Origin of the sequence: Stenotrophomonas sp. PS02301 (assembly GCF_029959485.1) — a bacterium.
In the GTDB taxonomy this organism is placed as follows: Bacteria; Pseudomonadota; Gammaproteobacteria; order Xanthomonadales; family Xanthomonadaceae; genus Stenotrophomonas; species Stenotrophomonas maltophilia_Z.
The window spans coordinates 28,713-52,876 of record NZ_JASCOO010000016.1; the positions used below are offsets into that span (position 1 = coordinate 28,713).

Sequence of the window (24,164 nt, forward strand, 5' to 3'; positions counted from 1 at the left end):
CACGCCATGCGTGGATGCCCTCCATCACGCGCGTGGCCATCCCATCTGGCGCGCTGCCATTCCGCGCTCCTGAAGCATTCATCACCCCCAACCGGTTCGGAATCCGGCCGCCGAATTCGTTAGCATTTTTACTAATTGCGGGTAGGATTGTCGGTCTCAGCCTTTGACACGCGTGCTGCCGATACTCGCCGCCATGCCCTTGTTTCCTGCCCGTTTCCACCTGCTCCAGCCCTGCCGGGAGGCCCGCTGATGGGCGCCGTGCTGGCCCTGGACCGGCTGCTGGAAACCCGCCGGGTCTGGCGGGGGCAGCCGCGTGCGGCCTTCCCGGAGGTGGCCCCGCACCCGACCGGCCACCCGGCGCTGGATGCCCGCCTGCCGGGCGGTGGCTGGCCGCCCTCGGCGCTGTCGGAGGTGCTGCTGGCCTCGCCCGGGGTCGGTGAGCTGGCCCTGGTCTGGCCGACGCTGGCGCGGTTGAGCCAGCAACAGCAGACCGTGGTGCTGATCGCCCCGCCGCACCTGCCGCATGCCCCGGCGTGGGCCCGCGCCGGGCTGGCGCTGAACCAGGTGCAGGTGGTCCAGGCCAGCCCGCGCGATGCGTTGTGGGCCGCCGAACAATGCCTGCGCTCGGCCGCGTGCGCGGCGGTGCTGTGCTGGCCGCAACAGGCCGATGACCGCGCGCTGCGCCGGCTGCAGGTGGCGGCCGAAACCGGCCAGTGCCTGGGGTTTTCCTTCCGCGATGCCCGGCACGCGCGCAACCCCTCCCCGGCCGCGCTGCGCCTGCAGCTCGACGATGGCCAGGTGCGTGTCCTCAAATGCCGTGGCGGGCTGGCACCGGCCCAGCCGTTGCCGCTGGCCGTGGCCCATTGAGCGGCCGCCGTGGACTGGGCCTGCCTGCTGCTGCCGCACCTGGCGCTGGATGCCGCCCTGCGCCAGCAACCGGACCCGGCCGCGCCGCTGGTGCTGGTCACCGGCCCGGCGCAGCGGCGCGTGCTGCATGCGGTCAGTCCCTCGGCGCGGCAGCTGGGGCTGCGCCGCGGCATGCTGCTCTCAGCTGCGCAGGTGCTCACCCGCGACATGCTCACCGTGGAATACGACCCGCGCGCCGAAGAGGCCACCCGCCAGCTGTTGGCCAGTTGGCTGTACGGCATCAGCTCGCAGGTCAGCCTGGATTTCCCGCACGCGCTGGCGTTGGAGATCCGGGCCAGCCGCGCGCTGTTCGGTGATTGGCCGGAGGTCGAGCAGCGGCTCACCCGTGGCCTGACCGAACTGGGTTTCCGCCACCGGCTGGTGGCCGCACCGAATCCGCATGCCGCCAGCGTACTGGCCCGCGTGCATGGCCGGCTCGGCGTGGCTGCGCACCAGGTGGAGGCGGCCCTGGCCCAGGTGCCGATCGAACGCAGCGGGTTGCCGGCCGAGGCGGTCACGGTGCTGGCGCGCTCGGGGTTGCGCACACTGGGCGCGGCATTCGGCCTGCCGCGCGAGAGCCTGGCCCGGCGCTTCCCGCCGCAGGTACTGGCGCACCTGGATGCGCTGCGCGGGATCAGCACGCCGCCGCTGCGCTATTTCCAGCCGCCGGACCGCTTCGATGCGCGCATCGAGTTCGAGTACGAGGTCGAGTCCACCCAGGCCATGCTGTTCCCGTTGCGGCGCCTGACCGCCGATCTGGCCGCGTTCCTGTGTTCGCGCGATGGCGGCGTGCTGCAGTTCGATCTGTGGTTCGAACACGAACACCACCCCGATACGCGCCTCTCGATCGGCCTGCTCGCGCCCGAGCGCGAACCGGCGATGCTGTTCGAGCTGGCCCGCAACCGTGTGGATCATCTGCAGTTGCCAGCGGGCAGCCGCGGCCTGCGCCTGCAGGCCGAGCAACTGCCGCCGTTCGTGCCGGCCGCACGCGATCTGTTCGACCCGCGCCCGCAACAGGCCATGCCGTGGGAACAGCTGCGCGAGCGCCTGCGCGCCCGGCTCGGCGATGACGCCGTGCAGGGGCTGGGGCTGCGCGCCGATCATCGGCCCGAACGCGCGACCGGTGACGCCCAGGGCGCACCCAAGGCCCCGCCTGCGGTACTGCCGATGCGCCCGGGCTGGCTGCTGGCCCAGCCGCAGGCGCTGCAGGACCCACACCTGCGCATCCTGTCCGGGCCGGAGCGGATCGAGTCGGGCTGGTGGGATGCCGACGACATCCGCCGCGACTATTACGTGGTCGAAACCACGCAAGGCCAGCGCGGCTGGGCCTATACCGCCGCTGATGCACGCAGCGGACCGTTCATGCTGCACGGCTGGTTCGCATGAGCGCACCGCTGCCCGGATACGCCGAACTGCATTGCCTGTCGGCCTTCAGTTTCCAGCGCGGCGCGTCCATCGCCGAGGAGTTGTTCGCGCGTGCCAAGGGCCAGGGCTACCACGCGCTGGCGATCACCGATGAGTGCTCGCTGGCCGGCATCGTGCGCGCTTGGCAGGCGGCGCAGAAGCACGCACTGCCCCTGATCACCGGTGCCGAATTCCAGCTGGAAGATGGCCCGAAACTGGTGCTGTTGTGCACCGACCAGGGCAGCTACGCCGCGCTGTGCCAGCTGATCACCACCTGCCGCCGGCGCGCGCCCAAGGGCGAGTACCGCTGCCTGCGCAGCGACATGGAACAGCTGCATGCGGGCCTGTTGTGCCTGTGGGTCGCCCCCAGCCCCGGGATCGAGGATGCACAGTGGCTGCAGGCCTGTTTCCCGCAGCGCCTGTGGCTGGCGGTTGAACTGCACCGCGAGGCCGACGACCGCGCGCGCCTGCAGCGCCTGCGTCGTTTCGGTCGCGACCAGGGCATTCCATTGGTGGCCAGCGGTGATGTGCACATGCATGTGCGCCGCCGCCGCGCGCTGCAGGACACCCTCACCGCGATCGGCCACCACTGCACGCTCGGCGAAGCCGGCTGGCGCCTGTTCCCCAACGGTGAGCGCCACCTGCGTACCCGCCAGGCCTTGGCCACGCTGTACCCGCCCGAGCTGCTGGCCGAAACCGTGCGCATCGCCGAGCGCTGCCACTTCGATCTCAAGCAACTGAAGTACACCTACCCGCGCGAGCTGGTGCCGGCCGGTCACGACCCCGCCAGCTGGCTGCGGGTGCTGGTGGAAGAAGGCATGCAATGGCGTTGGCCCGCGGGCGAGACGCCCCAGCAACGCCACCAGATCGAACACGAACTGGCGCTGATCCACACCAAGCAGTACGAGTCCTACTTCCTGACCGTGCACGACATCGTGCGCTTCGCGCGCGGCCAGCAAATCCTGTGCCAGGGCCGCGGCTCGGCCGCCAATTCCTCGGTGTGTTACGTGCTGGGCGTGACCGAGATCGACCCCAGCGAGATGGCGCTGCTGTTCGAGCGCTTCATCTCCGCCGAACGCGATGAGCCGCCGGACATCGACATCGACTTCGAACACGAACGCCGCGAGGAAGTGCTGCAGTACGTGTTCAACCGCTACGGTCGCGAACGCGCCGCATTGACCGCGGTGGCGATCAGCTACCGCGGTCGCAGCGCGGTGCGCGATGTGGCCCGGGTGCTGGGCCTGCCGCCAGACCAGGTCAACGAACTGGCCGCCTGCCTGGACCGCTGGAGCAGCCACGAGCCGCTGCCGGAGGCATTGCGCGAGCGCGGCTTCGACCCGGAGACCCCGCTGATGCGGCGCGTGGTCGCCCTGACCGCCGAGCTGGTGGACTTCCCGCGCCACCTGTCCCAGCACCCGGGTGGTTTCGTGATCTCCGAACACCCCCTGTCCACGATGGTACCGGTGGAAAACGCGGCCATGGACAACCGCACCGTGATCCAGTGGGACAAGGACGATCTGGATGTCACCGGGCTGATGAAGGTGGACTGCCTGGCACTGGGCATGCTCACCGCCGTGCGCAAGTGCCTGGCGATGCTGGAAGCGCATGGCGAGCCCAAGATGGGCATGGCCGATATCCCCTCCGGCGATGGCCCCACCTACGACATGATCTGCCGCGCCGACACCCTGGGCGTGTTCCAGATCGAGTCGCGCGCGCAGATGGCGATGCTGCCGCGCATGCAGCCGCGCTGCTTCTACGATCTGGTGATCGAAGTGGCGATCGTGCGCCCCGGCCCGATCCAGGGCGACATGGTCCACCCGTATCTGAATCGACGGAAGAAGCTCAAGGAAGAAGGCATCGAAGAGGTCGACTATCCCCCCGAGCTGGAGAAGGTCTTCAAACGCACCCTCGGCGTGCCGCTGTTCCAGGAACAGGTGATGCAGCTGGCGGTCGCCGCCGCCGGCTTCAGCCCCGGCGAAGCCGACGCGCTGCGCCGCTCGATGGCCGCGTGGAAGCGCCACGGCGGGCTGGAGCCGCACCGCGACAAGCTGCTCACCGGCATGGCCAGCCGGGGCCACAGCCGCGAATACGGCGAGCGCCTGTTCGAGCAGATCAAAGGCTTCGGCAGTTATGGCTTCCCGGAAAGCCATGCGGCCAGCTTCGCGCTGATCACCTATGTCAGCTGCTGGCTCAAGTGCCATCACCCCTCCGCATTCGCCGCCAGCCTGATCAACAGCCAGCCGCTGGGGTTCTATACCCCGGACCAGATCCTGCAGGACGCGCGCCGCCATGGCGTGCCGGTACTGCCGGTGGATGTGCGCTACAGCGACTGGGACTGCACACTGGTCCCGCCCACCTCGCCGGGCCGGCCATTCGGCATCCGTCTGGGCCTGCGTCTGGTCGATGGCTTCAGCGAGGCGGTCGTCACCGGCGTGGTGCAGGCGCGCCACCGCGCGCCTTTCGAGAGCGTGGCCGACCTGAGCCAGCGCGCGCAGCTGGACCGTCGCCACCAGGGCCTGCTGGCCGATGCCGGTGCACTCAAGGGCTTGAGCGGCCATCGCCATCGTGCACGCTGGGACGTCTCCGGCGTGGAAAAGCCGCTGCCGCTGTTCGAATCTGCCCGCGCCACCACCGAGGCCGCCGTCCCGCTGCCGCTGCCCAGCGCGTTCGAGGACATGCAGGCCGACTACAACACCACCGGCACCACGCTGGGCCGGCACATGGTCTCCTTCATCCGCAGCCAGCTGCGCCAGCGCCGCTGCCACCGCTCCGACGAACTGGCCGCCCTGCCGCACGGGCGCAGCGTGCGCTTTGCCGGGCTGGTGCGCATGCGCCAGCGCCCGCAGACCGCCAGCGGGGTCACCTTCCTCACCCTGGAAGACGAATGCGGCATGGTCAACGCCGTGGTCTGGCGCAAGATCGCCGACCGCCAGCATCGCGTACTGGTTGAAGCGCAACTGATGCAGATCGACGGCCGGCTCGAACGCGTGGACGGCGTGCAGCACCTGATCGTCCGCCAGATGCACAACATCGACCCCCTGATCGACGGCGTGCGTACCCACAGCCGCGATTTCCGCTGAGCCATCCCGTGACCGACCTCACGCTCTGAATGTAATTCCAGACTTTTCCGACTGGTGTCGTGAATACCCTATCCGGTATGGTCGCAGCCTTCCAAGGATCCGGAGAGCCACATGTCGCGCGCGCTGACCATCACCACGCTGGTCGTTTCCAGCCTCGCCCTGATCGTTTCCGGTTGGACCGCGCTGCGCCTGCACCAGAGCCAGTCCGAGGAGCGTGTCATCACCGCCCGTGGCCTGGTGATCCGCGATGCCAGTGGCCAGGCGCGGGTGATTCTCGGCGCCCCCGTCCCCGATCCGCTCACCAAGGGCGTCACCCAGGGGCCGCGCGCGTCACCGCTGTCAGGCCTGATCCTGCTGGGCGCCGATGGCTCCGAGCGTGGCGGCTACGGCACCGCCGATGTCGGCGACGAGGCCATCCTCACCCTCGATGATGCCACCGGCACCACCGAGGTATTCAAGGTCACCGCCAACCCGGATCGCGGCGCCACCCTGGTGGTCAAGCACCAGAACAGCACCGGCGCGATGCTGACCTCCTGGCAGGGCAAACCGGAACTGATCTTCCTCAACGACGACGAACAGACGCACTACGTCAGCCCGAACGCCGCTGCGGCGCCCTGACATCGGCGGGCGGTGATTTTCGGGTAGCGCTATGACAACCTGTCCGGTGTTACGGGACCGCCCTGCCGGCGCGCCGACGCGCCGCAGCCGTCCCCGCTTCCGGAGCTCCCCATGCCCATCGCTGCCCCCACCTGGCCCCAGGCCACCACTGTCGACGAGATCCGCCACAACCTGGCGATGGTCCGCGAACGCATCGCCCGCGCCTGCGCACTGGCCGGCCGCGACCCGGCCAGCGTGCGCCTGCTGCCGGTCAGCAAGACCGTCGATGAGGCCCGCCTGCGCCTGGCGTGGGAGGCCGGCTGCCATGAGCTGGGCGAGAACAAGGTGCAGGAAGCCCAGCGCAAGGCCGCGGCGATGGCCGACCTGCCCGGCCTGCGCTGGTCGGTGATCGGCCACCTGCAGACCAACAAGGCACGTGACGTCGCACGCTTCGCCAGCGAGTTCCAGGCGCTGGACAGCCTGCGCGTGGCACAGGCACTGGATCAGCGGCTGGAACTGGAGCAGCGCACGCTGGATGTGTTCGTGCAGGTCAACACTTCCGGCGAAGACAGCAAGTACGGCCTGGACCCGATCGAGGTCGCCGACTTCGTGCAGCAGTTGCCAGCGTTTCCGAATCTGCGCGTGCGCGGGCTGATGACCCTGGCGGTGTTCTCGCCGGATCCGGAACAGGTGCGCCCGTGCTTCGCGCGCCTGCGCGACCTGCGCGACCGGTTGCGCCCCACCCTGCCGACGGGCATCAGCCTGGAGGAGCTCTCCATGGGCATGTCAGGTGACGTCGAGATCGCCATCGAAGAAGGCGCTACCGTGGTACGCGTGGGCCAGGCCATCTTCGGTGCGCGCTCGACGCCGGACAGTGTCTACTGGCCGACCCCGACATGAGCGGCTATCGCCTGCAATGGCAGCAGGCGGTCGGTGAGCAGCGGCGGCTGCACAGTGGCCCGGACGGACTGAAGGTGCTGAGCAGCGAGGCGGCCTATCGGGATATGCCTGCGCCATGAACGGCCGCACCCCGGGTTCACTTCAGCGCACCCACCGCACGCCGATGCGCCGGCCGACACCGGATGTGCCATGCTCGCCTCCGTTGCAACCCACCTGGAGAGCGTCGCCATGGCCAAAGGCCTGAACAAACAGAAAGAGCAGAAGAAGAAACCTGCCAAGACCGCCAAGGAAAAGAAGGCGGAAAAGAACGAAAAGAAGACCACCCGCGGTTTCGCCCCGGTCTGACCGGCGGCACCTTCGCTTACATCGCGGGCATCATGGGACTGCGGCCACACCACGGTGTCCCGCAGCTCCTCCCGATGTCATCGCGCAAGCACCGGCACGCTCACACCTCCGCCAACCTCAGCCGCTGCGCGTCCGTTGCCGGTGGCATGCCGAACAGCCGTGAGTAGTCCCGGCTGAACTGTGAGGGGCTCTCATAGCCCACCCGGTGGCCGGCATCGGCCGCATCCAGACCGTCATTGACCATCAGCCGGCGCGCCTCCTGCATCCGCAACTGTGTGCGGAAGTCCAGCGGGCTCATCGCCGTGACCGCCTTGAAATGGGCATGGAAGCTCGAACGACTCATGCCCGCAACGCGCGCCACCTCATCGGTACGCCAGACACCACGGAAATTCGCCCGGATCCACAGGATCGCGCGGGCAACCTGGCCGTGCCGGCTGTCGCCGCGGGTGATCGCGTGCAGCACGCTGCCGTTGGGGCCGGTCAACAGCCGATAGAGGATCTCGCGCAGCACCAGCGGCCCCAGCGCCTCGGCGTCGTCCGGTGAATCCAGCAAGCAGACCAGCCGCGTGGCGGCATCCAGCAGCCCGGGTGTCATCTTGTCGAGCGCCAGGCCCGCGGCGACCGCTGGCTCGCCGGCAGGCTGCGGATACTGCAGCGCGAGCTCGCCCAGCACCGCCGCATCGAGATCGACCTGAAGGCTCAGATACGGCTGCGTCGCGGTCGCCTCGATCACCGAGCCCATCACCGGCAGCCCGACCGACGCCACCAGATAACGGGTCGGATCGTAGTAGTAAACGCTCGACCCGAGCAGGGCACGCTTGCGGCCCTGGGCGACGAAGCACACGGTGGGCTCGTAGATCACCGGCATGGGCAGCGTCGCGGTGCTGCAACGGATCAGCTTCACCCCGGGCAGCCGGCACGCGAAGGTGCCATCGCGCGGTGCATGCCGGGCGATGGCATCACGGAACAACGCGAGCGGGGCCATGCAGGTCTCCATGGGCGCGGCAGGACAGGTCGACATCATCCGTCGTGTTTGTACGATCGTGCAAGCATGCCGGAGGACCCGGCTACCGGGTCAACGCGACGCGCCAGAACAATGGGAGCCCACGCAGGCACCGCCTGCCCGCCCCGGAGATCCTTCGTATGACGTCCCCTGCCTCGCTTGATCACTACCGCCTGCTCGGCCGTTCCGGGCTGCGCGTCTCCCCCCTCTCGCTGGGCACGATGACCTTCGGCGCCGACTGGGGCTGGGGCGCCGATGACGCTGAAGCCCAGCGGATTTTCGATGCCTACGTCGACCGCGGCGGCAACTTCATCGATACCTCGGTCAACTACACCAACGGCGCCGCCGAACGCATCCTCGGCCGCTTCGCCAAGGCCCAGCGCGACCGGCTGGTGCTGGCCACCAAATTCACCATGGCGCGCGACCCGGCCAACATCAATGCCGGCGGCAACCACCGCTACAACCTGGTGCGCTCGGTGGAAGCCAGCCTGCGCCAGCTGGATACCGATCGCATCGATCTGCTGTACGTACACGCCTGGGACTTCACCACCCGCCCGGACGAAGTGATGCGCTCGCTGGACGATCTCGTCCGCGCCGGCAAGGTCCAGTATCTGGGCATCTGCAACACCCCGGCGTGGCGCGTCGCCGAACTGCAGATCCTGGCGGACCTGCGCGGCTGGTCGCCGTTGATCGCGCTGCAGATCGAGTACAGCCTGGTCGAGCGCACCGTGGAGCACGAACTCATGCCCATGGCCCAGGCGATGGGTTTGGGGGTACTGCCGTGGTCGCCACTGGGGGGTGGCATCCTGACCGGCAAGTACACCCGCGCCGATCTCTCCGACGAAAATGGTGCGGACGTGGCAAGCAGCCGCAAAGGGGTGATCGCCTCGATCGGTCATCTCAACGAACGCTCGCTGGCAATCGCCGCAGTGGTGGGTGACGTGGCGGAGGAACTGGGCGTGACGCGCTCGCAGGTGGCCATTGCCTGGACGCTGGCCAACCCCGCGGTGGTCTCGCCGATCATCGGCGCACGCACCGTGGCGCAGGCCGAAGACAATCTCGGCGCCCTCACCGTCGTGCTGAGCGAGGCGCATCTGGCCCGATTGGATGAGGCCAGTGCACCGGCACCGATCTTCCCCGCCCGCTTCATCGGCCGGCCGATGGCCCAGCAGTTGATCTTCGGCACCGCCACGCTGAGCGGGCGGAGATAAGCCATGGCAACCTCTCTCTTTGGCGGGATGCTCGCCACGGCCATCACGGTGGCCTCGCTCGCCGTTGGGCCACTGATCCCGGTCGCCGCGGCGGCTGAAGCCACCCTGCCGCACACGGCGCACAACAAGCAGGTGGTGACCGAGGCCTTCGATCGATGGGCGGCCGGTGGCACGGCGTTCTTCGACGAAGTGCTCGCACCCGAGGTCGTGTGGACGATCGCCGGCTCCAGCCCGAGCTCAGGCACCTACCGCGGGCGGGAGGACTTCATCGCCCGCGCGGTGCTTCCCTTCGTCAGCCGGCTACGCACGCCGGTCCGCCCGACCTCCCGACAGATCTGGGCGGACGGCGAGCATGTGATCATCCAGTGGGCCGGCAACGCGGTGGCCCGGGACGGCAGGCCGTATCGCAACGACTACGTCTGGATATTCCGGATGCGCGCGGGCAAGGCGGTCGACGTCACCGCCTTCCTCGACCTTGTTCCCTACGACGCTGTCATCCACCGCCTGCCCGGCACGGACACCCCCGGCACGTGAACCCGCAGCGTGCCTGCACTGGCACCGCGCTGGCACCCGCGTTTGAAAGCGCAAACCGACAGATTGGGTGAAAAGGACCGGCGAATCACCGTGGGATAATCCGCCCCATGACCTCGCCAGACCCTCAACGCCCTCTCCTGTCCAGGGATGCGTGGAAGCGCCGTGCGGCCCTGTGGGGCGGCGCCGTGGCTGTCGCCCTGGTCGCGATCGTGTTTGCCAAGGCCAGTGATGCGGCCTTCCGGGTCTTCCAGTCGATCATCGCCCATTCGATCTGGTGGGCGCTGCTGCTCACCCCAACCGTGTTCGCGCTGTTGGCGTGGCTGACCAGTGGCGCGCTCAAGCCCACCCGCGGCAGCGGGATTCCGCAGGTGATCGCGGCCCTGGAGATCCCGACGCCCACGTTCCGGCGTGTGAATCTCTCGCTGGGCGTATCGGCAGGCAAACTCGCCTTGACCACGCTGTCGTTGCTCGGGGGCGCCTCGGTGGGCCGGGAGGGCCCTACCGTGCACGTCGGTGCCAGCGTGATGTACATGTTCGGGCGATGGTTCGGGTTCCGCGATCCGAAAGAGCTGTCGCACTTTCTGCTCGCCGGCGGCGCAGCCGGCATCGCGGCGGCGTTCAACACGCCGCTGGCGGGCATCGTATTCGCCATCGAAGAGCTCAGCGGCCGCTTCGAGCACCGCTTCTCCGGCACGCTGCTCACCGCGGTCATCGTGGGTGGCGTGGTGTCGCTGGGCCTGCTCGGCAACTACACGTACTTCGGCAAGGTGAGTGCCACGTTGCCGCTGGGGCAGGCCTGGCTGGCGATCGTGCTGTGCGGCACCGCCGCGGGGTTGCTTGGCGGCCTGTTCGCCAAAGCCGTGCTGCTGACCATGGAAGGCAGACCACGCTGGCTGGGCACGCTGCGCCAGCGCCATCCGGTCCTGCTGGCGGCGCTGTGCGGGCTCGCCTTGGTGCTGCTGGGCGCAGCGTTTGGCGCAGGGGCCTTCGGCACCGGCTACGAGCAGGCCAAGGGGCTGGTGCAGGGAGCACCCTCGGTGGGTCACGAGTTCGGGCTGATGAAGCTTGTCGCCAATCTGGTCTCCTACGTCGCCGGTATTCCCGGCGGCCTGTTCTCGCCCGCCCTGGCCGTCGGCGCCGGGCTCGGCCACAACCTCGCCGCCCTCATGCCTTCGGTCGATGAACGCATCTTCGTGCTGCTGGGGATGTGTGCCTACCTAACCGGCGTCACCCAGGCACCGTTGACCTCGGCGGTCATCTCGCTGGAGCTGACCGACAGCAGCGACATGCTGCTGCCCATCCTGGCCACCGTGCTGGTCGCGCGCGGCGTCTCCGGCCTGGTGTGCCGCGTGCCGATCTACAAGGCCATGGCCGAACAGCTGGTCAAGCAGCTGCCGGGCCCCCACCCGCCTTAGTGCCGCGACTGGATCACGCGTTGACGTCGACCACGGTGCGGCCCTGCACACGCCCCTGCAGCACCTGGTCGGCCAGCGCCGGCACCTCGGCCAGACCGATCATCTGGGTGGTGCGCGCCAGCTTGCCCAGGTCCAGATCGGCCGCCAGGCGCGTCCACGCCTGCTCGCGAGCGGTGTAAGGCGCGTTGACCGAATCGATGCCGGCGAGCGTCACGTTGCGCAGGATGAAAGGCAGCACCGAACCCGGCAGATCCGCACCCTGGGCCAACCCGAACGCCGCCACCACGCCGCGGTAGCGCGTCTGCGCCAGCACATTGGCCAACGTGTGGCTGCCCACCGCGTCGATCGCACCGGCCCAGCGTTCCTTGGCGATCGGCGCACCGGCCTCGGACAGCGTCGCGCGGTCGATGATCTCTGCCGCACCCAGTTCCTTGAGATAGGCGGATTCCTCGAGCCGGCCGGTTGACGCGACGACCCGGTAACCCAGCGTGGAGAGCAGTGCGATCGCGATGGACCCGGCACCGCCGTTCGCGCCAGTGACGAGGATGTCGCCCTGATCCGGTGACACGCCGCCATGCTCCAGCGCCAGCACCGACAGCATCGCGGTGTAGCCGGCGGTACCGACCGCCATCGCATCGCGGCTGGAAAACGCCGCGGGAATCTTCACCAGCCACTCGCCTGGCACCCGCGCCTTCTGCGCATAGCCGCCATGGTGGGTCTGGCTCAAGCCCCAGCCGTTGACCAGCACGCGATCGCCCGGCGCAAAACCCGGGTGGGTGGACGTTTCAACCACACCGGCCAGATCGATGCCGGGAATGAGCGGGAAGGTGCGGATCACCGGCGAACGGCCGCTCAGCGCAAGGGCGTCCTTGTAATTCACCGTGGAGTACTCCACGGCAACGGTGACGTCGCCGGGCATCAGATCCTGCTCGGTCAGCTGGACGAGACCGGTCGCGATGGTATCGCCAGTCTTGGTCGCAAGGAGGGCGTTGAAGGACATGGGATCTCCGGTTCGGGTGCATGAGGGACGGTGCAGACAGAACCAGTGTGCGCACCTGGCCGTACCGAGGCGTTAAACGGCCCCGGCTAGCGCCCGCTCATGGGATAGGACCCGGCGCACACGTCACCCTCCTCGACCCCGGCAACCCAGGCCTTGAGCTGCTTGATCCGATCCAGGGTCAGCTGCTCGTAGTCGCCACTCTGGCACATCGGCAGAACGCTCCCATAGTCGTCTGGAGACGGATACCGCGCCGCGATCTGGGCATCGCGGAACACCAGCCAGGCGCGCTGCGCTGCCTTGAACCGCTCCAGGAAAACGGGGTCCTGAGCATTGAGTGCCAGCACGTTGGCATAGATCCGATTGAGCTCGGCATCGGCGCGCTGCGCGCTGTTGCTGGCACATTGGTTGAGCCCGGCCTGCGACTGGTTCGGGCTGTCGCAGGCCATGCCATCGGAGGTATGCGGTGACGCCACGGCCCTGACAGCCGCCTTGGGTGCCTGGGCGCATGTCGCCCCCACCGGGGCCAGTGCGCAGACAAGGAGAAGCGAAGGAAGCATGCGCATTGGATCCGCTCCACACGGGACAGCGGGGAGACCGCCACGGGCGGATTAACCGCGCCGATCCGTGAAATCCACGTGACTGCGCTTACTCCCCCAGCACGGTTGCAATCGAGGCCGTCAGCAGCGCCCGCACGGTGTCGGCGGCCACATCCGGATCGCGTACCGCGCGCATCGCCAGGCCCTCCACCAGCAGCCGCATCAATATCGTGCGGCGCTCCAGGTCGGCGTCTTCGGGCGTGCGGCCGCGCGCGATGTCGTGCTGCCGCAACCACGCGGTGATCGCCGCACTGGTCTGCCTGTCGTGCCGGCGCAGCACCTCGGCAATCACCGGATCGCGATGCGCTTCGGCGGTGATCTCCGCATACAGCGCCACATTGGCGATGGCATTGCCACGGGTTTCCAGCGTTTCGCCCCGCGCCCACAGCTGATAGCAGCGCAGCAGCCCGTCGACCAGATCGGCCGCCGCCGGCATATGGCCGATCGCATCCTGGTCGTAGGCGAGCTGCCGTTCGATCAAGGCCAGGATCAGCGCGCGCTTGTTCTCGAAGTACCGGTACATCAGGCCCTGGCTGATCTCCGCCTCCGCGGCGATGTCGCTGATCGAGCCGGCATGGAAGCCGCGGGCGATGAAACAGCGCTGCGCGGCGTCCAGGATCCGCTGGCGCTGCACTTCGGCACGCGCGGCTGCAGCGTCTTCGGCGGGGGCGCCGGATAGGGGGGTAAGCGTCATTGCTTGTCGTAGATGGCGTCCAGTTGAGCACCGATGGTACGGCAAACGCGGGCCTGAATGAACGGTCATTCACCTGTCATTTCGCACACCCAGACTGCGCCGGCCCCCTTCCTTCCGTGAACCCGACCGATGCGCCACGCCCCGTTGCACCGTCGCCTGTTAGCCCTTGCCATTGCCACCGCCCTGCCCGGTCTCGCCGTGGCCAATGACGCCACCACTGTCGCCACCGCCGACACCGCCGCCCGCGATGTGGTCGCGCTGGACCAGGTGGTCGTTACCGCCCAGAAGCGTGCCACCAATCTGCAGGACACCCCGATCTCGGTCTCCGTGGTGGATGCCGAAGCATTGAAGGATCGCAGCGCGATCTCGATCGGCAGCCTCTCCGATGGCTCCATCCCCTCACTGCGTGTCACCCCGTTCGCCACCCGCAGCTCGGCGCTGAACATCGGCATCCGCGGGATCGGTGCCTCCGGCGATGCCAATCAGCCCGCGCGCGATGCCGGTGTCGGCGTGTATGTCGATGGCGTGTTCATGGGCCGCGCGCAGGGCCTGGGCAGCATGTTGTACGACGTGGAGCGCATCGAGGTGTTGAAGGGGCCGCAGGGTACGCTGTTCGGCCGCAACACCGAAGGCGGCGCGATCAGCATTGTCACCAGACAGCCCACCGGCGAGTTTGGCGGCAGCGTCAGTGCCGGCGTCTCCAACTACAGTGGCTACACCACGGGCCTGCATCTGGACCTGCCGAAGGTGGGCGATGTGAGCTTCAAGATCGACGCCGTGCAGGCCAAACGCGGCGGTACCACCGACAACCCGATGCGCGGCGAGCGCGACTTCAACAGCTACGACAAGCGGGGCGCACGCTTCAGCGCGCTGTGGCAGCCCAGCGATGATTTCTCCGCGCTGTACGCCTTTGACCGCTCCTACGATGCCACCACGCCGTACCACACGCAGTTGTTGGTGCCCGGCGCCTATGTGAGCCCGCTGCAGAAGGCCGGCGCCAGTGAGGACCGACGCGATTCCGCCATCCTTGGTGGCCCGCAGGAAGACAACATCGGCCGCACCAGCGGCCACCTGCTCAACCTCGGCTGGACCCTCAGCGAGAACGTGGAACTGAAGTCGATCAGCTCCTATCGGGAACTGACCCAGGGTCAGTTCGACATGGGGCTGGTCGACGCGATCTCCGCCTACGGTGGCCCGAACACACCCTTCGGCCGCTACAGCCTCGCCCAGGTCTACCAGCACCAGTACAGCCAGGAATTCCAGCTGATCGGCACCACCTCGCAGGTGCAGTTCCTCGCGGGCGCCTTCTACTATCACGAAACCGCCGGCGACAACGCGCAGACCCCCAACATGCTGCTGTGGGGCCCGGGCGGCAACAGCTATACGCTCAACCCGGCAACCAACCCGTTGAACCTGGGCGCCGTGCGCATCGACCGCGCCAGCAAGGCCTGGACGGACAGCCTGGGCATCTTCGGCCAGGCCACCTGGACACCGGCTTCGCTTGAGCGCCTGCACCTGACCGCCGGTGGCCGCTACACGCGCGATGACAAGAAGGGCAGCCTGTACATCGTCAACGGCCTGGCAACCGACCTTGCCTTCGACGATGCGTGGGGACGCTTCGACCCGATGGTGAACATCGCCTACGACGTGGGCGACAACGCGATGGTGTATGCCAAGTACAGCACCGGCTTCAAGGCGGGCGGCGCCAACTCGCGCTCCACCACGTATACCGCCTTCGCGCCGGAAGAAGTGACTGCGATCGAGCTCGGCGTCAAGTCGCAGTTCTGGGACAACCGCGCACGCCTGAACCTGGCCCTGTTCGATTCGAAGATCGAACACAAGCAGATGGATTTCTCGCTGCCGTTCGACCCCAACAGCGGCGAAACCCGCACCACCATGGTCACCACCAACGCACTGAGCAACGGGACCTCGCGCGGTGCGGAGCTCGAATTCAACGTGATGCCGGTGGACAACCTGACCGTGGGCCTGAACTACGCCTACACCCGCATCGATGCGCAGAGCGCGGTCGATCCGTTCGGCGCCGGTGTCCAGGTCACGGTGCAGCCGCTGCTGGCGCCGAAGAACGCCGGCAGCGTGTCGCTGGACTACCTGGTGCCGTTCGCCAACTTCTCCGCGCTCAAGTTCCATCTGGATGGCAACTGGTCCGACGGTTACTACACCAGCGAATACGACCAGATGCTCACCGACCGCTCCTTCATCGTGAACGCCCGCGTCGCGCTGATCGACGTCCCCCTCAACAGCACCGGCTCGACCCTGGCCGTCTCGCTGTGGGCGCGCAACCTGCTCGACGAAGAACACCTGTTCTACAAACTCAACAACGCCTCACTAGGCCAGAGCGGCATCTTCAACGACCCGCGCACCTACGGCCTGGACGTCACCGTCACCTTCTGATCGCCCTGGAGATCCCGATGAACCTTCGATGCAACCACCTTGCCCTTGCCATTGCCCTCAGCCTGCCGATGCTCACTGGCGCGGGCATCGCACTGGCCCGCGCACCCGTCGCCGACACGGCAGCCGCCGCGCGTACCACCAACGTGCAGCCGGTCGCCGCCGATGCACAACGCCTGATGCCGCTGCAGGGCGCATGGAACACGCGCACCTTTGCCGGCCTGCAGGGCAGCCATGGCCCGATCCCGGCCAGCGCGTTCGTGCGCACCTCGGACCTGGGCCGTCTGACGGCCGCCGATCGCGACGCACTGGCTGCCGCCGGCGTCACGCTGGATATCGACCTGCGCACCGCCGATGAGCAGGCGCAGTCGCCGGACCTGCTGGCCGACGATGCCCGCTTCGCCTACCAGCGCACCTCGCTGATGGGCACCGAGAAGATGGACCTGCAGAAAATGATGACCACCTTCCCGGATTCGCTGGGTGCGGCCTATGTGCAGTGGCTGGATCACAGCCAGCCGCAGTTCAAGCAGGTCTTCCAGCGCATCGCCGCCGAGCGCGACGGCACCGTGCTGTTCCACTGCACCGCCGGCAAGGACCGCACCGGCATCATCGCCGGGCTGCTGCTGGATCTGGCCGGCGTGTCGCGCGCGGACATCGTGCACAACTACGCGATCTCCGCCCATTACCTGGAAGGCCAGCCCAAGGACAGCGCGATGAACGCGCAGATCATGGAACTGATCAAGCAGAACCCGGAGATCGGCAGGAAAATGGCCGGCATGTCCGGCACCGCGCCGGAGAACATGGCGATGTTCCTGGTGGCTCTGCATCAGCAGTACGGCGGTGCCGAAGGCTACTTGAAGTCCATCGGCGTCAGCGAGGCGGAGATCGATCAGCTGAAGGTGCGATTGGGTCAGGCGGGCTGACCGCAATGCATGACGCAGGCGCCGGGGGACGCCCGGCGCCTGCTCGATCCGAGGTGAGCCAGCAGCGCTCGATCCCGGACGAGCACGCGGCGCTGCGTGGGCATGAGCGATGACGGCCTATTGCGCCTGCGGCTCACCCAGCGGGCGCTGCTGTCGCTCGTCCTGATCGAACGTGATGTAACGGCGGTGGATGAGCTTGGCATCCATGTCCCAGCGATACGTCTCCACCCCGCCGTTGCCTGTGCCGTCGGACAGAAGACCGACAATGCCGCGGGTCAGGTTGTCCGTGAGCAGCACCTGGGAAGCACCGTCGGCATTCACGCGCAGGCTCAGGCGATCACGCAGGTGATCCTCGCCCTTCCCCACCGGGGCATCGAAGGCAAGACCTACCAGGCCATCTTCGTGGGTTGCCATCCCACCGCGTTCATCGCCTTTGGCGTCGTACAGCCACACACCGGCCGTGCGCGATCGCCTTCCGGCATCAACTGCATCCTGGCCCACCTCAACGCGCATTACGCCTTGGTCATCCAGCACAACGACGCGATGGGCGTGGAGTTCATCAACGGTGAGTGTTCCGCGCGGCGCCATCGACAATGCGATGACTGCCACGGCCAGGCCCGCAACAAGCACTCCAAGGGCGATAGTCAACAGAGTGAGGCGGCGTACGGACGTGCGAAGCACCTCCAGCGGTTCTACAACGTCCATGTGCTTGGTGCTCCTTTGCTGATGCCCTTCCTTGGATCATAGCCCTGGCATCGCCGCTGACGTTGCGCCACGCGGTGATACCTGGTCCGCCAGGTACCCTCTTCCAACGCCATCTAAGGCTGCCCGGCCATCACACCTTGAATCCAGTCCCGATAGTGACTCACGCGCACATTGCAGGTCACCTGCCCATAGCGCCCGGGACGGGCCGTCAGCACATTACCCTGCACGACCTTCCAGGCTCCCTGCCCGGCCAGCAGCCACTGGCCATCGCGCTCGATGAGCACCGGGCCACCGCTGTCACCGTTGCCCAGCACGCCCTCGAGGGGCAACGCTTCCGGCGGTTCGTCGAACACGTAGCAGAGCCAGCGGTCGTAGGCGCTGGTGATCCGGTTGAACGCACGCCGGAGCTCGGTGCGATTGGGGCCGTTGGGAGAATGCCCGGTGGCGCCGGTACCCGTTGCGCCCTTCCCCAGGATTTTCGCGATCTGGCCGGCCTCGTCGCTGCCGCTGTAAAGCGCAACGGGCGCAACATCCGTGACGGGCGCCTTCAACCGGATCAGCGCAACATCATCGCCCGAGGCGAGAAACACCACGATCAGCATCGCCTCGCCACTGGCCATGGCCTGATCGATCAAGGTCTGCGGCAGCGTCCGGTAGCCGGGATGGGTGATGACGCGCTCGACGTCCCGGGCCGCTCCATTGATCACCACCTGCTTGAGGTCGGCATGCATCGGCAGTGTGTGCGCGGCGGTGAGCACCCACTGCGGTGCGATCAGCGCGCCGTGGCCTTCGCCGGGCATATCCACGAGGGCCGGAAACTCGGTGGCGGGAACGCGGTACCGCGCATCGTCCACGTCGTGGCGGATGACGATGGCATGGGCGGTCGAGGACGCGACCGTGAGCAGGGCAAGAAGCAGCAATCCTTTCACGTGTGATGCCTTGAGGGTCTGACAACGGGATCCGGTAGACGAACGGACGGGCTGGGAAGGCCGCGGTGCGCCACTACGGCGCGCGTTCACGGGCTTCCAGTGCGCTGGCGAACTTTGCCATCAACCGCACCAGTTCCGACACATCTTCCGCCGCCCAGGACGCGAAGATCTCCCGACCGATCCGCTCGCGTGCGGCGTCCAGCCGATCGGTCATCTCCTTGCCCTTCGGCGCGATGGTCGCCTCACGGATGCGGCGATCCTCGGGGTTTCCACGACGTGTCACCAGCTCCATCGCCGCCAGTTTGGCGACCTGTCGGCTGATGGTGGTGTAGTCGCGGCCCAGCCGGTCAGCCAGGTCCACCACGCCGATGGGGCCGACCCGCTCGATCACCACCAGCAGGCGGAACAGGGCCTGGTCCAGCGTCACCCCGGCCTCCTGGATCAGCCGCTCATCGTTGCGCGGCCGATTCATCACGCTGGCGAGGCTGACCATGGAAAGGTGCAGCGACTTCAATGCGGAAGAATTATGTGTATCTTGCACCTTATTTTTCGCAGGCATAGCATCCCCTCCAAGTAAGTGCATATTACACACACCTGGAGCGGCACAATGGGCAATACCCCTGATGTAGTGATCTGTGGTGCCGGCGCTGCCGGCCTCACCCTGGCCATCGAACTGGCGCGCCGCGGTGTCGCCTTCCGGCTGTTCGAACAGCGCAAGCAGCCCTTTCACGGCTCGCGCGGCAAGGGCATCCAGCCGCGCAGCCAGGAAATCTTCGAGGACATGGGCATCCTCGATCAGCTGTTCGCGGCCGGTGGGCCCTACCCAGTGTCCCGGGTCCATTGCGCCGACGGCAGCAGCGTCGACGCGACGGTCATCGAAGGCGCACCGGCTACGCCGGTCGAACCCTACCGCCAGCCGCTGATGGTGCCGCAGTTCCTGACCGAGGCCGTGATGCGCGATCGACTTGCCGAGCTCGGCCACCGGGTCGAGTTCGGGCATGGATTGATCGGCGTCGAGCAGGACGCAAATGGCGTGACGGTTCGGCTCGCCACCCCCACGGGCGAGCAGACGCTCCAGACGCGCTATCTGGTGGGCGCCGATGGCGGCCGCAGCTTCGTGCGGCAGGCCCTGGACATCGGCTTCCCGGGCAGAACACTGGGTGTGCGCGCGGTGGTGGCCGACATCGTCCTGCAGGGATTGCCGCGCGATGCTTGGCACAGTTTCAACGAGGACGACATGGCGCGGCGCATCTCGCTATGCCCGCTCATGGGAACAGCGCTGTTCCAGTTGCAGGCCCCCGTGCCGTTCGAGGGCGACGTCGACCTTTCCATCGACGGGCTGGCGGACATGGTGCGCATGCGTACCGGCCGCAACGATCTCGAAGTGCTCGATGTCTGTTGGGCCTCGGCGTACCGGATGAACGCGCGATTGGCCGACCGGTACCGCGACGGCCGCGTTTTCCTCATCGGCGACGCCGCCCACACGCATCCGCCCACCGGCGGCCAGGGCCTGAACACCAGCGCGCAGGACGCCTACAACCTCGGTTGGAAACTGGCGGCGGTGTTGAAGGGTGCGCCGCAGGCCCTGCTGGATACTTACGAGGAAGAGCGCCGCCCCATTGCAGCCTCGATGCTCGGGCTTGCCACGACGCTGCTCGCTCAGGCCCAGCGCGGCGACAACCGCCGCGGGCGCGACGTGCAGCAGCTCGATCTCGCCTATGGTGAATCGTCACTCACGCTGGCTGCCGAGGCCCGCAGCGGACGCACCGCGCCGGGCAGCCGGGCGCCCGATGCGCCGCTCCTGGGCGCGGGTGGACAGCGCGTGCGCCTGTTCGACGTGCTGCGCGGAACGCATTGGACATTACTGGGCTACGCCTGCGATCGGTCCAGCGCCCCCTCGCGCGCGGGGTTGCGCGTCCACATCATCGGCCCGGCTGGCGACCTGCGCGATGCGGACGGGCACTTCGCCGAGGCCTATGGCGTGCAACCGGGCGCGTGGCTGCTGATCCGGCCGGACGGCTATATCGCCGCTATCGTCGACACGCCGCACCTGGCGGCGCTGCTGGCGCATTTTGAACGCCATGCGCCATGACGACGCATTACTTGCCGGCGGGACCCGCGCGGGCTCCCTCATCGCCCTGGGTCGCCTCGCGACTCTTCGCGAACTCCGGGAAGGTCTCCGCTATCGAGGCCTTGTCGGGAAGGACGTAGAACACCCCGCCGCGCTGGAAGGTAGATTCAATGATCTGCGCGTAGAACGCCGGCGAGACATTGATGCAGCCATGGGTGACGCGATTGTCGTCCGGTGACGCCGATGCCAGTCGCTCGGCCCGTCGCTCTTTCGGGACACCTGTCGCTGTGGGGTGGATGGAGACGGCGGAATCGTAGTCGACCCACAGGACGCGGCCCGCGTCGATGGACGGCCCGAAGCCCCCCACAAAGCGCCCGGCGGGCGTCGTGCGATCCCGGCCGGGAATTTCGCGAAGGGCGAGGCCGGCGATCCCCGGCGCGATGTGGTCGCCGGTCGCCGAGCCGAACAGCCCCGGGGCGGCGCCGCGAAGCTTGCCATCGCCGTCGAAGACCAGGATCTGCGCAGCGGCCTTGTCCATGATCGCAAACGGATAGCCTTGGCTGTCCTTGCTCGCGACAACCCAGCCCGCGAGTTCAATCACGGTCTCGGACACGGCCTGCCCTTGCGGAAGCTCATCGACGGCGGGTGCTGGCTGAGCGGGAGCATCCTCGGCGCTGGCCACGCCGATGCTCGTGAACGCCAGCGCCACGGCCAATGCGCCACGCAGGGCCCGGGTTACAGGGTATGAGTGCGTACGGATGGGACAATTCCTTACATTGAAGACTGCACAGCCACAGGAAACCAGTGGCCTGCAAAGGCCACTGGTTTCCGATTCACACGTTGCCTGCCTGATACATGCTGCGGGAACGAATCAGCCGCGCGGCTTGCGACGCGGTGCTTGTTCGAGCTGCTGGACGCGGCCCTCGATCTGATCCAGACGCTGGTTGGCCTGCTGCGCCGACTGATTGGCGGACTCGGCGCTCTGCGCTGCACCCTGCACCTTCACGTCGAGCTGGTCGAGGCGTGAATTGATCGTTGCAAACTCGTCTTTGTAGGTCGCACAGGCACTCAGGCCCACGGTAGCGACAAGCGCCACAGCAAGCGTACGCGCGGTCGTCAGGTGTTGTTTGGTCAGAATCATCGCACTGCCTCCTTCTCATGGGGTGTTCGGACTATAGCGGCGTTTACGCCAGCGCCATGACCGGCATTCAGTTGAAGCTCGGCGACGTAGAGGCAGCGTGAAGGACATGCGCTCTCGTTTTCCCACTCTGAAAACCTCACACGTTGGAGACCAGATACTCCGTCGGTGACACCCCGAGAGAGCGGCGAAACATGGCCGAGAACGCGCTTGGGCTCTGATAACCATGCTCCAGCGCAACCTCAAGGATGGAGACGCCCGAGGCGAGGCGCGGCAGGCTGAGCAGCAGGCACATCCGCCGCCGCCAGTCGCCAAAACTCATACCGACTTCTCGATGGAACAGCCTCGCCACCGTTCGCCCGCGTGATTGTCATCGTTGTGCCTTTCGCGACTGCGGTTGGATGTCTGGATTGCTGAACCGGAGCGGCTCCGGCGACAGTTGTCCGGCATGCCACGCTTGGAAGGTCAAGCGATTTCTGTGCCGTTGCCCATCCGCGTGGGGGACGGCCAATCCGCGGGCACGGCGCTGCCGCCCGGCGTGCGCTGAGGGCGCGGCGGGCACAGGGGTGCGATGTCTTCAGGCGATGACGCGGAGCGCAATCGTCAGATGACTGAGACCCGGGAAAGACCCGGTGCCCGCTTCACGCCTGCTGCAGGGAGGACGTGCTGCAAGGCACGCCAGGCGACAATGCCGCCTTGAACGGACGCTACGGTCCGAAACGTCCGTATAGGTCCTGTCCGGTGAGCACATTGACCTCACGCAGAAGTGCTTCCGTTGCAGCGTAGATGGCGCTGCCATCCATCTTCCTGATCGCCATGTCCATGCATTCCGAGCGCAGCTTGGCAGTGAGCTCCAGCAGCGCAGACACCACGGCCGGGTCGTCGGGGGTGTCACGCAAGGCGGCTTTGCCAACGGCATGGGCCAGCTCGACATCACCGCATTGAAGGTGCGTCCTTATCTGATGCGATGCCTCACTCATCATCGCCGGCCCGATCACCCACGCTCGCCTCCAGCGCCTTCGTCACACGCCAGCCGCCGGCATCCCTGCCCAGGCGCCACCCCTCGCTGAGCACCAGCGTCCAGCCGGGGCCCGACCACCTGGCCCCCTCGCCTTCCACGGCGCCGCCGCCCACGCTGAGCAGCGCCCAGTCCTTGGAGAGCAACGCACCGGCCGCCGCCGTCAGCTCGCCCCACTCGTCCCGCACCGTCAGGGGTGTATAGACCGTCCCGGCATCGTCGAGCGGGAAGAGAGAACGCGGATCGAACGACACCGACGGTTTGCGCAGTTCCAGCCGAACCGCATCGTTACCGAGGAAACGCTCACGATAGCCGGCGCTGCGTCGCTCCCGCACTGTGGCGCGTTCGCGTTCCTCTGCGCGCACCTCGTCCGCGCCATATCCGGCATCGCCCTTTGCGATGCCGGGCCCGCCCAGCGCATCGGCCAGCAGCGCAGGCAATGCCGAGCGGGCAGACAACCCGCTGCGCCATGGCGGCGACCAACGGTCGAGCAGCATCCCGTACGCCGGTCCGGTCGCGTACGCCGCCGAACGCACGAAACTCTGCGACGCATCCGCCTTGGCCAGCGCATCCACCGCGGCGGACACCGCATCGCCCTCATGCGCGGCCGCGGCGATTCTGCGCCCGGTGTACTCGGCCAGGCCTTCGTTGCGCTCCACCTTCGCCTCTTCGTCCAGCGCGCGTGTCCCCGCTGCCGCAGCGTCCGAACGCAATGCCCTGAAGCCCAGCGCCGCTGCCGCATGCTGGCGCGCCTGGCGCTCATCGCGCGTGGAGAGTGCCTGCGCCAGCGCACGCATCTCCAGCCGCAACGCGGTGCGACCGGCTTCGTTGTCCAGATGGGCCGTGTCACCTTCGGCGGCAGGCAGGCCGAGGGCCGCCTGCACGCAGTGCCACTGCTCGTGCCAGAGCAGCGTGGCCAGTCCGTCCAGCTCTGCGGGCAGTGGCAGAAGCAGCAGCACCGCAGGGGCACCATCGATCGTGATGCAGGTGTTCGCGGGCGGCTGGTCGTTGCGAAGCACGACGGGGAGCGTGGTGCCTGCAACGCCGTTTCTCCGCCAGCTGGTGCCGGAGCCGCGGTCGTGCACCACCACCGGCGCATCCAGTGGTGTTCCCCACAGCATCTGTGCAACCTGCCTGGACGACGCGGCCTCCGCCACGCTGGCGACCCTGGTCAGCGCGTCATCGACCCCCGCCGGCGGAGCCTGGGGTGCAGCGCTGCAGGGCATCAGCCAAAGGGTTGCGATGACGGCTGCGACGGCGACAGCAACGCGGTGACCGCGTGCAGG

The 24,164-nt window shown here is 67.6% G+C and carries 25 protein-coding genes; 13 read left to right on the forward strand and 12 right to left on the reverse strand.

What is annotated here, in order from left to right; genetic code table 11:
- The first annotated feature begins 249 nt into the window (after positions 1-249).
- From imuA to QMX81_RS06770, 7 genes are all read left to right on the forward strand, one after another.
- Positions 250-867 (forward strand): translesion DNA synthesis-associated protein ImuA, encoded by a 618-nt coding sequence (gene imuA / locus QMX81_RS06740; protein WP_088433373.1) that lies wholly within the window; start codon positions 250-252, stop codon positions 865-867.
- 9 nt (positions 868-876) lie between these two features.
- On the forward strand, positions 877-2,292 hold the full coding sequence (locus QMX81_RS06745; protein WP_282259922.1) for a DNA polymerase Y family protein: 1,416 nt from the start codon (positions 877-879) through the stop codon (positions 2,290-2,292).
- The gene (locus QMX81_RS06750) at positions 2,289-5,390 is read left to right on the forward strand and encodes an error-prone DNA polymerase (protein WP_282259925.1); all 3,102 of its coding nucleotides are present in this window, start codon (positions 2,289-2,291) and stop codon (positions 5,388-5,390) included. Before QMX81_RS06745 ends, QMX81_RS06750 begins: the two co-directional genes overlap by 4 nt.
- Positions 5,391-5,501: 111 nt before the next feature.
- Positions 5,502-6,008, forward strand: coding sequence for a hypothetical protein (locus tag QMX81_RS06755; RefSeq protein WP_121037061.1), 507 nt, complete (start codon positions 5,502-5,504; stop codon positions 6,006-6,008).
- Positions 6,009-6,119: 111 nt separating this feature from the next.
- A complete protein-coding gene (locus tag QMX81_RS06760; RefSeq protein ID WP_282259927.1) occupies positions 6,120-6,887 on the forward strand; it encodes a YggS family pyridoxal phosphate-dependent enzyme in 768 nt (255 codons plus the stop codon).
- Complete coding sequence (locus tag QMX81_RS06765; protein ID WP_282259928.1) at positions 6,884-7,006, forward strand: hypothetical protein; 123 nt, start codon at positions 6,884-6,886, stop codon at positions 7,004-7,006. Before QMX81_RS06760 ends, QMX81_RS06765 begins: the two co-directional genes overlap by 4 nt.
- Before the next feature lie 70 nt (positions 7,007-7,076).
- A complete protein-coding gene (locus QMX81_RS06770; protein ID WP_167390404.1) occupies positions 7,077-7,232 on the forward strand; it encodes a hypothetical protein in 156 nt (51 codons plus the stop codon).
- Positions 7,233-7,332: 100 nt separating this feature from the next.
- Here the strand turns inward: QMX81_RS06770 and QMX81_RS06775 are convergent, their stop codons facing one another.
- Entirely contained in the window at positions 7,333-8,217 is an 885-nt protein-coding gene (locus QMX81_RS06775; RefSeq protein ID WP_282259934.1) for an AraC family transcriptional regulator, read from the reverse strand.
- Positions 8,218-8,375: 158 nt separating this feature from the next.
- Here QMX81_RS06775 and QMX81_RS06780 point away from each other — a divergent pair, with 158 nt between their 5' ends.
- The 3 genes from QMX81_RS06780 to QMX81_RS06790 all read left to right on the forward strand — a co-directional run bounded on the left by QMX81_RS06780 (position 8,376) and on the right by QMX81_RS06790 (position 11,395).
- On the forward strand, positions 8,376-9,446 hold the full coding sequence (locus QMX81_RS06780; protein ID WP_282259936.1) for an aldo/keto reductase: 1,071 nt from the start codon (positions 8,376-8,378) through the stop codon (positions 9,444-9,446).
- Between the two features lie 3 nt (positions 9,447-9,449).
- Complete coding sequence (locus QMX81_RS06785) at positions 9,450-9,980, forward strand: nuclear transport factor 2 family protein (RefSeq protein ID WP_282259938.1); 531 nt, start codon at positions 9,450-9,452, stop codon at positions 9,978-9,980.
- Between the two features lie 107 nt (positions 9,981-10,087).
- Positions 10,088-11,395: a chloride channel protein gene (locus QMX81_RS06790; protein WP_282259940.1), complete on the forward strand. Its 1,308-nt coding sequence runs from the start codon at positions 10,088-10,090 to the stop codon at positions 11,393-11,395.
- A 13-nt stretch (positions 11,396-11,408) separates the two neighbouring features.
- Here QMX81_RS06790 and QMX81_RS06795 read toward each other — a convergent pair whose 3' ends face one another.
- The 3 genes from QMX81_RS06795 to QMX81_RS06805 form a co-directional block, all read right to left on the reverse strand.
- On the reverse strand, positions 11,409-12,395 hold the full coding sequence (locus QMX81_RS06795) for an MDR family oxidoreductase (protein ID WP_282259942.1): 987 nt from the start codon (positions 12,393-12,395) through the stop codon (positions 11,409-11,411).
- Positions 12,396-12,481: 86 nt separating this feature from the next.
- On the reverse strand, positions 12,482-12,868 hold the full coding sequence (locus QMX81_RS06800) for a lysozyme inhibitor LprI family protein (protein ID WP_183073647.1): 387 nt from the start codon (positions 12,866-12,868) through the stop codon (positions 12,482-12,484).
- Between the two features lie 172 nt (positions 12,869-13,040).
- Positions 13,041-13,685, reverse strand: coding sequence for a TetR/AcrR family transcriptional regulator (locus QMX81_RS06805; RefSeq protein WP_282259945.1), 645 nt, complete (start codon positions 13,683-13,685; stop codon positions 13,041-13,043).
- A 129-nt stretch (positions 13,686-13,814) separates the two neighbouring features.
- Between QMX81_RS06805 and QMX81_RS06810 the strand changes: the two genes are divergently transcribed.
- Entirely contained in the window at positions 13,815-16,097 is a 2,283-nt protein-coding gene (locus tag QMX81_RS06810; RefSeq protein ID WP_282259947.1) for a TonB-dependent receptor, read from the forward strand.
- A gap of 17 nt (positions 16,098-16,114) precedes the next feature.
- Entirely contained in the window at positions 16,115-17,017 is a 903-nt protein-coding gene (locus QMX81_RS06815; RefSeq protein ID WP_282259949.1) for a tyrosine-protein phosphatase, read from the forward strand.
- A 117-nt stretch (positions 17,018-17,134) separates the two neighbouring features.
- On the opposite strand, the gene QMX81_RS06820 is transcribed toward QMX81_RS06815, so the two are convergent.
- From QMX81_RS06820 to QMX81_RS06830, 3 genes are all read right to left on the reverse strand, one after another.
- Positions 17,135-17,722, reverse strand: coding sequence for a hypothetical protein (locus QMX81_RS06820; RefSeq protein ID WP_088433386.1), 588 nt, complete (start codon positions 17,720-17,722; stop codon positions 17,135-17,137).
- A gap of 113 nt (positions 17,723-17,835) precedes the next feature.
- On the reverse strand, positions 17,836-18,651 hold the full coding sequence (locus QMX81_RS06825) for a trypsin-like serine protease (protein WP_282259954.1): 816 nt from the start codon (positions 18,649-18,651) through the stop codon (positions 17,836-17,838).
- Positions 18,652-18,724: 73 nt separating this feature from the next.
- Positions 18,725-19,144, reverse strand: a complete 420-nt coding sequence (locus tag QMX81_RS06830; RefSeq protein WP_282259956.1) for a MarR family transcriptional regulator — start codon at positions 19,142-19,144, stop codon at positions 18,725-18,727.
- Positions 19,145-19,258: 114 nt separating this feature from the next.
- Between QMX81_RS06830 and QMX81_RS06835 the strand changes: the two genes are divergently transcribed.
- Positions 19,259-20,743, forward strand: coding sequence for an FAD-dependent oxidoreductase (locus QMX81_RS06835; protein ID WP_282259958.1), 1,485 nt, complete (start codon positions 19,259-19,261; stop codon positions 20,741-20,743).
- A 7-nt stretch (positions 20,744-20,750) separates the two neighbouring features.
- Here QMX81_RS06835 and QMX81_RS06840 read toward each other — a convergent pair whose 3' ends face one another.
- The 5 genes from QMX81_RS06840 to QMX81_RS06860 form a co-directional block, all read right to left on the reverse strand.
- Positions 20,751-21,437 carry a hypothetical protein gene (locus QMX81_RS06840; RefSeq protein ID WP_253247686.1) on the reverse strand — a complete coding sequence of 229 codons (687 nt, stop codon included), beginning with the start codon at positions 21,435-21,437 and terminating at the stop codon, positions 20,751-20,753.
- 156 nt (positions 21,438-21,593) lie between these two features.
- Positions 21,594-21,863, reverse strand: a complete 270-nt coding sequence (locus QMX81_RS06845; protein ID WP_088433391.1) for a hypothetical protein — start codon at positions 21,861-21,863, stop codon at positions 21,594-21,596.
- A gap of 136 nt (positions 21,864-21,999) precedes the next feature.
- Complete coding sequence (locus tag QMX81_RS06850) at positions 22,000-22,212, reverse strand: helix-turn-helix domain-containing protein (protein ID WP_282259960.1); 213 nt, start codon at positions 22,210-22,212, stop codon at positions 22,000-22,002.
- 355 nt (positions 22,213-22,567) lie between these two features.
- A complete protein-coding gene (locus tag QMX81_RS06855) occupies positions 22,568-22,840 on the reverse strand; it encodes a hypothetical protein (RefSeq protein WP_282259961.1) in 273 nt (90 codons plus the stop codon).
- Positions 22,833-23,999, reverse strand: coding sequence for a hypothetical protein (locus QMX81_RS06860; protein WP_282259962.1), 1,167 nt, complete (start codon positions 23,997-23,999; stop codon positions 22,833-22,835). Before QMX81_RS06860 ends, QMX81_RS06855 begins: the two co-directional genes overlap by 8 nt.
- Positions 24,000-24,164: the final 165 nt, after the last annotated feature.

What these genes read in the sequence shown, in the direction of transcription:
- imuA (WP_088433373.1), top strand. Translation starts at nt 250, where the DNA reads ATGGGCGCCGTGCTGGCCCTGGACCGGCTGCTGGAAACCCGCCGGGTC.
- QMX81_RS06750 (WP_282259925.1), top strand. Translation starts at nt 2,289, where the DNA reads ATGAGCGCACCGCTGCCCGGATACGCCGAACTGCATTGCCTGTCGGCC.
- QMX81_RS06755 (WP_121037061.1), top strand. Translation starts at nt 5,502, where the DNA reads ATGTCGCGCGCGCTGACCATCACCACGCTGGTCGTTTCCAGCCTCGCC.
- QMX81_RS06760 (WP_282259927.1), top strand. Translation starts at nt 6,120, where the DNA reads ATGCCCATCGCTGCCCCCACCTGGCCCCAGGCCACCACTGTCGACGAG.
- QMX81_RS06765 (WP_282259928.1), top strand. Translation starts at nt 6,884, where the DNA reads ATGAGCGGCTATCGCCTGCAATGGCAGCAGGCGGTCGGTGAGCAGCGG.
- QMX81_RS06770 (WP_167390404.1), top strand. Translation starts at nt 7,077, where the DNA reads ATGCTCGCCTCCGTTGCAACCCACCTGGAGAGCGTCGCCATGGCCAAA.
- QMX81_RS06775 (WP_282259934.1), bottom strand. Translation starts at nt 8,217, where the DNA reads ATGGCCCCGCTCGCGTTGTTCCGTGATGCCATCGCCCGGCATGCACCG.
- QMX81_RS06780 (WP_282259936.1), top strand. Translation starts at nt 8,376, where the DNA reads ATGACGTCCCCTGCCTCGCTTGATCACTACCGCCTGCTCGGCCGTTCC.
- QMX81_RS06785 (WP_282259938.1), top strand. Translation starts at nt 9,450, where the DNA reads ATGGCAACCTCTCTCTTTGGCGGGATGCTCGCCACGGCCATCACGGTG.
- QMX81_RS06790 (WP_282259940.1), top strand. Translation starts at nt 10,088, where the DNA reads ATGACCTCGCCAGACCCTCAACGCCCTCTCCTGTCCAGGGATGCGTGG.
- QMX81_RS06795 (WP_282259942.1), bottom strand. Translation starts at nt 12,395, where the DNA reads ATGTCCTTCAACGCCCTCCTTGCGACCAAGACTGGCGATACCATCGCG.
- QMX81_RS06805 (WP_282259945.1), bottom strand. Translation starts at nt 13,685, where the DNA reads ATGACGCTTACCCCCCTATCCGGCGCCCCCGCCGAAGACGCTGCAGCC.
- QMX81_RS06810 (WP_282259947.1), top strand. Translation starts at nt 13,815, where the DNA reads ATGCGCCACGCCCCGTTGCACCGTCGCCTGTTAGCCCTTGCCATTGCC.
- QMX81_RS06815 (WP_282259949.1), top strand. Translation starts at nt 16,115, where the DNA reads ATGAACCTTCGATGCAACCACCTTGCCCTTGCCATTGCCCTCAGCCTG.
- QMX81_RS06820 (WP_088433386.1), bottom strand. Translation starts at nt 17,722, where the DNA reads ATGGACGTTGTAGAACCGCTGGAGGTGCTTCGCACGTCCGTACGCCGC.
- QMX81_RS06830 (WP_282259956.1), bottom strand. Translation starts at nt 19,144, where the DNA reads ATGGTCAGCCTCGCCAGCGTGATGAATCGGCCGCGCAACGATGAGCGG.
- QMX81_RS06835 (WP_282259958.1), top strand. Translation starts at nt 19,259, where the DNA reads ATGGGCAATACCCCTGATGTAGTGATCTGTGGTGCCGGCGCTGCCGGC.
- QMX81_RS06845 (WP_088433391.1), bottom strand. Translation starts at nt 21,863, where the DNA reads ATGATTCTGACCAAACAACACCTGACGACCGCGCGTACGCTTGCTGTG.
- QMX81_RS06855 (WP_282259961.1), bottom strand. Translation starts at nt 22,840, where the DNA reads ATGAGTGAGGCATCGCATCAGATAAGGACGCACCTTCAATGCGGTGAT.
- QMX81_RS06860 (WP_282259962.1), bottom strand. Translation starts at nt 23,999, where the DNA reads ATGCTGTGGGGAACACCACTGGATGCGCCGGTGGTGGTGCACGACCGC.